Consider the following 6,000-nt stretch of genomic DNA (forward strand, 5'->3'; position numbering starts at 1 on the left):
GTATATCGCCGAGCAAGCCTTGAACCTTCACTAAGACATGAGATCGGTCATTGCTGATTGATAGCACTTCGCCAAAGAAACCTACCGGCTGGTATTTTTCCAACCTTATTGTGATCGAATCCCCAGATTTGAGGTTCAGAGGTCTCACGATTTTTTCCTGGCCGGCTAGCTGAAATTTTAAGTCTAATCAATTCAGAATTATGCTCAAGAAGTTATTCTTGATCGTACATCGTAGACCGCCGTTCGATAGATATTCCCATGCCCCGAAAAGCGTCTGCACGTTCGCTTTGGCGGCAGATCGCGACGGGAAGAGACCTGTAGCATAATGCCCGTCGACCAAACACGTTCGCGGCAGCTCAGTGATGATCTCGCAGCGTTGGGCGTAAGAAGGCACGACCTGTTGATCCCAAGCCATGTATGCAGCTTGAGCAGAATAGATCGGCACTATTACGTCTGGTGAGGCTACACTCTGGCCCGCAGCTTTCGGCGAGGAGGGCTTAATCGGGGTGACGTCTGAGTATGTTGCTCCCGCATCTGTGGTCAACATTAGAGCGTCGGACTGTGTACATTCAACTCCCGCCGCCGCGCAGGAGGTGCTTCGGACTACAATCCACCCAGTCTGGGCATCCGTAAACGAGGCCCCTAAAACTGAGGGATTGATTAGCTTCTTTGGCAAAGCAAATATCTTTGCAGATCCGGCTACGTGAGTTGTATACAAATTTGCGCCGGCTTGCACCTGTACCATTAGTGGATCGCGAGAATTCGTGCCCGCTTTAGGCGTTATTGAAGTAACCCAACTGCGACTACCTACTTTGGCCCACGTAACTCCCCGGTCGGTCGTTCCGTAGGTAATGGTTGTAGTGTTTGACCCAGTCCTGACGACCGCCAAAACTAAACTTCCTTGCAGCTCGTTGTCAAATTTAGGCAACGATAGACAGACTAGAGCTTCTCGATTCATAGTTGCCTCTTCTGCAAATTCAATTCTGCTCCACCTCTTCCCCCCGTCAGACGTACGGTATAGTTCGCTATCTGAAAAACCGCCGAGGACAAAACCTAGTGTCGGTGAGATGAATTTGAGCTGACCATATACAGGCGGAGAAGATACTAAGCGCCAGCTCTGCCCACCGTCCGAAGTGCTGAATAAGTCCGAAAACTGAAAGCCGTGCTGGATGACTGAAGCGCGACCAGCCAACCATGTTGTTCATCCAGAAAGAAACTATTTAGTTGGCCGCCAAAGTGGCTTAGTGCTTGGCCTTCCGATAATGAACTGAGTCGCGACCATGAGACGCCCCTGTCAGAGGTGTGGAACACATCGACAGACGCAGCGCCGCTCCCGTCTTTTGCACTACTAAAATATGCAATCCCCTCGGTCGGCGAAACAAAGGTGGTTGTCATCAGATCGCCATTCGCTTCTTTTGGGGTTATATCAGTCCAATTTCGTCCAAGTGTGGTTGTGTAAAATATCCGGTCATCCGTAATGGCATACCCCTCTGTAGCGTTGAGCAGCGTGGCTTGCACAGTCTCGTCTTTTTGCACTGGCTTCGGCACAGTGTGCCTAGAGGTTACCTGGGCGAGTTCGGCGTAGCTGGTGCAGATATTCGCGATTAGAACGACGAATAAGATCGGGTGTCTACTTCTCATAAAAGACCTTTCCCCTTTGGCGGTGGTACTTGAGGAGTTGAAATGATCGAGCCAGCTGTAGCGAGGTTAGTAACACACAACTTGGGAGCTTCGGGGAAGCCATGACGGATATCAAACCAAGGCATGATTCCAAAAGAGATTCGAAGCACAGTTCAACATGAACATTCCTTTCACAGCAACAGGTCAGAGAGCTTAGCTTGTGTGAGTGAGCCTGAGAGAGATGCCACAGTGGTTCAGGCAGCGTAACGATCATTACTCAACTTTGCACGTACCTGAAGGCTGTTGTACATAAGCCTGCCTAAGCTCCCATGCTCCCGAATTTCTGTCAAGTATTTTATCGGCCTCTTTGAAAATAGCGGCGGTGTCTACGGGAAGCAGCGCGCATGATTGCAATGGATCGCAATCATCCCGTCATCTGCTGGGATGGCAAAGACGTGATCTAACGATGGAACGATCCAATCCGCCTCCACCAAGGCGTCGATCTGGTGGGAGGACAACACCGCAAGCGTCTTGCAACCCGCGGCCTTGCCTGCCTTGATTCCAGCCGGGCTATCCTCGATGACCAGACACTCCGATGGTTCCAGACCCAGCTTCATGGCGCCCAGTTCGTACGGCTCCGGATCGGGCTTGCCACGGGATACATCGTCAGCGCTAATAAGATTGTGAGGCAGGCTAATCCCTGCAAACTGAAGTCTGGTCTTCGCCAATCGCCCAGGAGCGGAAGTGACAATCGCCCAGGAGCACGTTGGAAGCGCTGCAAGAAGTGCTGCGGCACCGGGCAGCGCGGAGGTTCCGCTCGGGTCTTCCGCATCAAAGTCCTCCAGCCGCTTCAGCTCAACATAGGGATCAAGATCGGGCCGAAGCGCACGAACTGTATCGACAGCGCGTCTTCCGTGTGTGGAATGAATTGAGAAACTACCCTCCATGCCGTGAAGCTGCGCCCAGCGCAACCAGCATCGCTCGTCCGAGGCGGTCGAATCAACGAGCACCCCATCCATGTCAAAGAGCGCGCCGCGCACATACAGGGTTATGTCATTTGGAGCGTCGTTCACCATAGCTCGCATTGTCCCATACAGGGCCAGTCCTGGGCTCATGCGTTCCCTAACGCGCAAATTGCACATCCAGATTTCCGCAAGTGTCCGCTGCACTCAAATCCCGGAATATCGGCCTTTTGTAATCAATCGTTTTCCGATAATTCACTGCAGTTTTACGGCACTGGAATCCCGGAGTTCGAAGATCGCTTCCGCTAAGACTTATCAGGGGTTGTTGTCGGCTGTTCGGTTGACAAGCAGAAGGTCTACGGCCTTATGACAGTCGCCGTACTTCTTGTTCAAGCCACACCAGCAACTCTGATTCGACCTAATTTGACGCAGGTGTTCTGCAGGGGTCATCGCCCTTGCGCCCTTTCCCGGCCAATACCCAGACCAGAAGTCGATGGCCTGAACAGGGCCCGTCGGCCATTGAACCACCTGTCGTCGCGGCGGTTGCTCAAGGATTGTTTCACCTGGCAGTGGTTGGTAGAGAACACTAGTTGTGTTTGCAATGCGACGGCACAGACGTCGAGTTCGAAGCCATATCAAGTGCTTCGCAACGTACTGTGTCAGTTGATCAAGGAACTGCGTGCAGAAGTTCGCAGCATCGGTAAATACCATCTCGGCGCTGGAGAAGACACAGAGACCCGGAAGCGGTCGACCCTCGTACAACAAAAACTGGTCTCCTCGTGGGTGCGGGTGTATCAAGGTGTCCGCGTAGTACGGTTGAAATCTAGGAGTGATTAGATAGGCGCGCGGCATCGCATCCTCCTGAATGCATAGCATGACCTCGCAAGATACATCCATGTTCACAAGCAACGGGTGCGCCCAGTGCTGGGCGTTCGATTCGACGGGCGGATGGTGCCTTCCGATATCCATAGCGTGCGCTCGTCCTCCATATCGCAAAGGATCGATCGAGCTGCTGCGTCATCCGCAAACGGTTTCAAGAAGCCTCTCCAAGCAGATACCGTCAGCCCGCCTGCTGGCGGGTCCGCCGGAGAGAACTACGGATAATCTGCGGTTAGCATCAGAGCTGGGGCTTGCCCGCCCACGCCGCGCTGACTGCATGACCACGATGGACCGGAACGGGGCGATACGGCTGCGGGACGGGCGCCGCCGTGACGTGATGACACATCGGCAGCCGGCCAAGATTATCGGTCTTCACACTGTCGCGGTGTGTCTCCAAGAAACGGTGGTCACCATGGTGCGAAACACGCACACTAGCCTCGTGGCCGCTAGCGTCCCGTACCACGAATGATTCTGCACTTGTTCGTGTTAGAGAATCGCTCTATGGGTTTTCTGTAGGAAAGACCTGAATTGCAAGTGCAACAAGCGTCCCCTGCCTAGAATTTGCATTGTTTAACCTTCCCTCGGAATAGCGCGCAATTCGGGATTTGACTCGTTACCAAATCGTTCGCGCATTTGCCGCGGCTCAATCACCTCGCCAGTTCCTGCGGTGTTGGAATGTTCTTCGCGTGTGCTGCCATTGTCGTGCCAAGGATGCGCAGGCTTTGAGTTGAGTGTACAAACAGCGAGCGAAACTCAGCGTATCGTTCTGACGGCACTTGACAGCGCACGTCGAACTCAGTCCCGCTAACGCGGGTTTTCACATGTAGATAGCTGCATTTGCCGCTGCGGTATACCATGCGAACGGCCTTGATCCCCTGCTGTACAAGCTCTTTGTCCTCATCGCTTTCAACAATGTTGCATACAGAGCGCGTTACGTCGGAAAGGCTGATCAGTTCGAAGTAGCCGTCTTTTCGAAGAACGTCCATATACCATTCAACCGAACTCTCCAGGGTGTCGTGAAGGATTCCGTATCCACCCCAGCCCCGGATTTCGATCTCCTCGTCGTCAGGGTGCGCAAACTTTGCTCCATCGCCGTTTTGGGGATTCCAGCGGTTCCAGTGCTCAGGCACGAGAAACGAGAAGCCAAATCTAATATTCACTTCTCGATGCAACTCGAACGGCGTCTCGAGCGTGAAATCTGACTGCACGACCGGACTTTCCGGGGTCAATTTAAGTGTCGCTAGGAGTGACGCCTCAGCCTCTTGCTTCCAGCAGCGGAGAAGCGATGGAGGAAAGCGTCCTTCATCCGTGTCTATGATGCGCGCGCATGATCTGCAAAGCCAAATACCGTTGGATGCAGAACAGCGTTCCGTCTGGCTAAGTGTCGGATCGTACCTAGGGCCACCAGGACTCGCTGCAGTTATGTGGGCGGCTTCGCCAGTGCAGTTGAACTCGTCCGGTGCCGAGTGAGCAGCGGCGGTGGGCAATTTACACAGCGGATTGGAGCATTGGAGAGACACTCTGTAGGCGAGCGCCCTCTTAATTTTGGCCGGGAAGTCATCCCGGGTTCTCTCAATAGCCATACCACCACTCTAACCGTAACGACGGAATGTCGTCCTTCCTCAGGCCGTAGGACAAATCCCGGGAACGGACCGCGTTGCCCTTTGTAGACGTGTAGTCATTCAGGCTACCGAAGCATTTGCGGGTTGACGGGTCACAGTTCGAGCAGGATGGCTCGAGCGGGTAGACCTGTGGCTCGCTGAAGCGCGAGTGCGTAGAGCTGCACCTGCGATTTGTACTTCTGTTCGGATCTTCCTGTTTTGAAGTCTATAACGGTCCAGGATTCACCATCGGACCACGCCAAATCGATCACGCCTTCCACGACTTCGCCGCTCGTCAGAGTTAGAAGAATTGGATATTCGCGGTGAATCTTGACGGCTCGCGTCGGGTTGAGGAGCGGATGCTGCATGGCTGCCCGGGCGACGACGATTGCTGAAGCAACTTCGTGTTCCGTGGCGCCTATGCGTCGGCCGTGGAATTCGGCGAGGCGATCCGCTGCAGTTGCGTCCCAAGATTCCAAGAGGGCGTGCACCAGGCGACCGAACTTGCGGGTGGACGGACGCGGTCCCTCGCATTCAACGGCAATCACTTGGAATTCAATCTTGCCCGTTTCGGGCGTGCCGCGGGAGTTGCTCGCTAGCACCGTCTTCACGGTAGGCTTGCTTGCCGTTGCGATCAAGGCCGCGCGAATATTCTGCCATTGATTCCATTCCAAGAGGCCCGCTTGGCGCTGAGTCTCCGTGCCATCTAGCATCACGTCACGTTGTAGCCCGGGCAGTGTCTGCGTGGCCAAGGGAAGTACTTTCGGATCGAACCAGAAAACCCGATTGCCCGCGACGGTCTTATGCATTCCAGGGCGGACGGATACAGCATCTTCTCTATCGGGCGGAAAGTCTAGGACGGTTGCCGAGCCCTGTACTTCTAGAGGCGGGTAGCTCTCTGGCGTGCGCCACTGGCTCTTCTCGGGATAGAGGGCCCC

Annotated in this window: 6 protein-coding genes; all 6 read right to left on the bottom strand. The window is 54.3% G+C overall.

The window, feature by feature from the left end; all coding sequences use genetic code 11:
• Positions 1 to 1,104: 1,104 nt before the first annotated feature.
• Entirely contained in the window at positions 1,105 to 1,536 is a 432-nt protein-coding gene (locus GSQ94_RS18455; protein ID WP_158945329.1) for a hypothetical protein, read from the bottom strand.
• Positions 1,537 to 2,006: 470 nt separating this feature from the next.
• Complete coding sequence (locus tag GSQ94_RS18460) at positions 2,007 to 2,735, bottom strand: HAD-IA family hydrolase (RefSeq protein ID WP_254063978.1); 729 nt, start codon at positions 2,733 to 2,735, stop codon at positions 2,007 to 2,009.
• Positions 2,736 to 2,897: 162 nt separating this feature from the next.
• Positions 2,898 to 3,551 (bottom strand): SEC-C metal-binding domain-containing protein, encoded by a 654-nt coding sequence (locus GSQ94_RS21945; RefSeq protein ID WP_371417562.1) that lies wholly within the window; start codon positions 3,549 to 3,551, stop codon positions 2,898 to 2,900.
• Positions 3,552 to 3,699: 148 nt separating this feature from the next.
• Positions 3,700 to 3,858, bottom strand: a complete 159-nt coding sequence (locus tag GSQ94_RS21180; RefSeq protein WP_216843137.1) for a hypothetical protein — start codon at positions 3,856 to 3,858, stop codon at positions 3,700 to 3,702.
• A gap of 250 nt (positions 3,859 to 4,108) precedes the next feature.
• Complete coding sequence (locus tag GSQ94_RS18465; RefSeq protein WP_158945330.1) at positions 4,109 to 4,669, bottom strand: hypothetical protein; 561 nt, start codon at positions 4,667 to 4,669, stop codon at positions 4,109 to 4,111.
• Positions 4,670 to 5,175: 506 nt separating this feature from the next.
• A partial coding sequence (locus GSQ94_RS18470) for a PD-(D/E)XK nuclease family protein (protein WP_216843138.1) occupies positions 5,176 to 6,000 on the bottom strand: 825 nt, incomplete at its 5' end.

Source organism: Granulicella sp. S190 (genome assembly GCF_009766095.1).
Taxonomy (GTDB): domain Bacteria; phylum Acidobacteriota; class Terriglobia; order Terriglobales; family Acidobacteriaceae; genus Edaphobacter.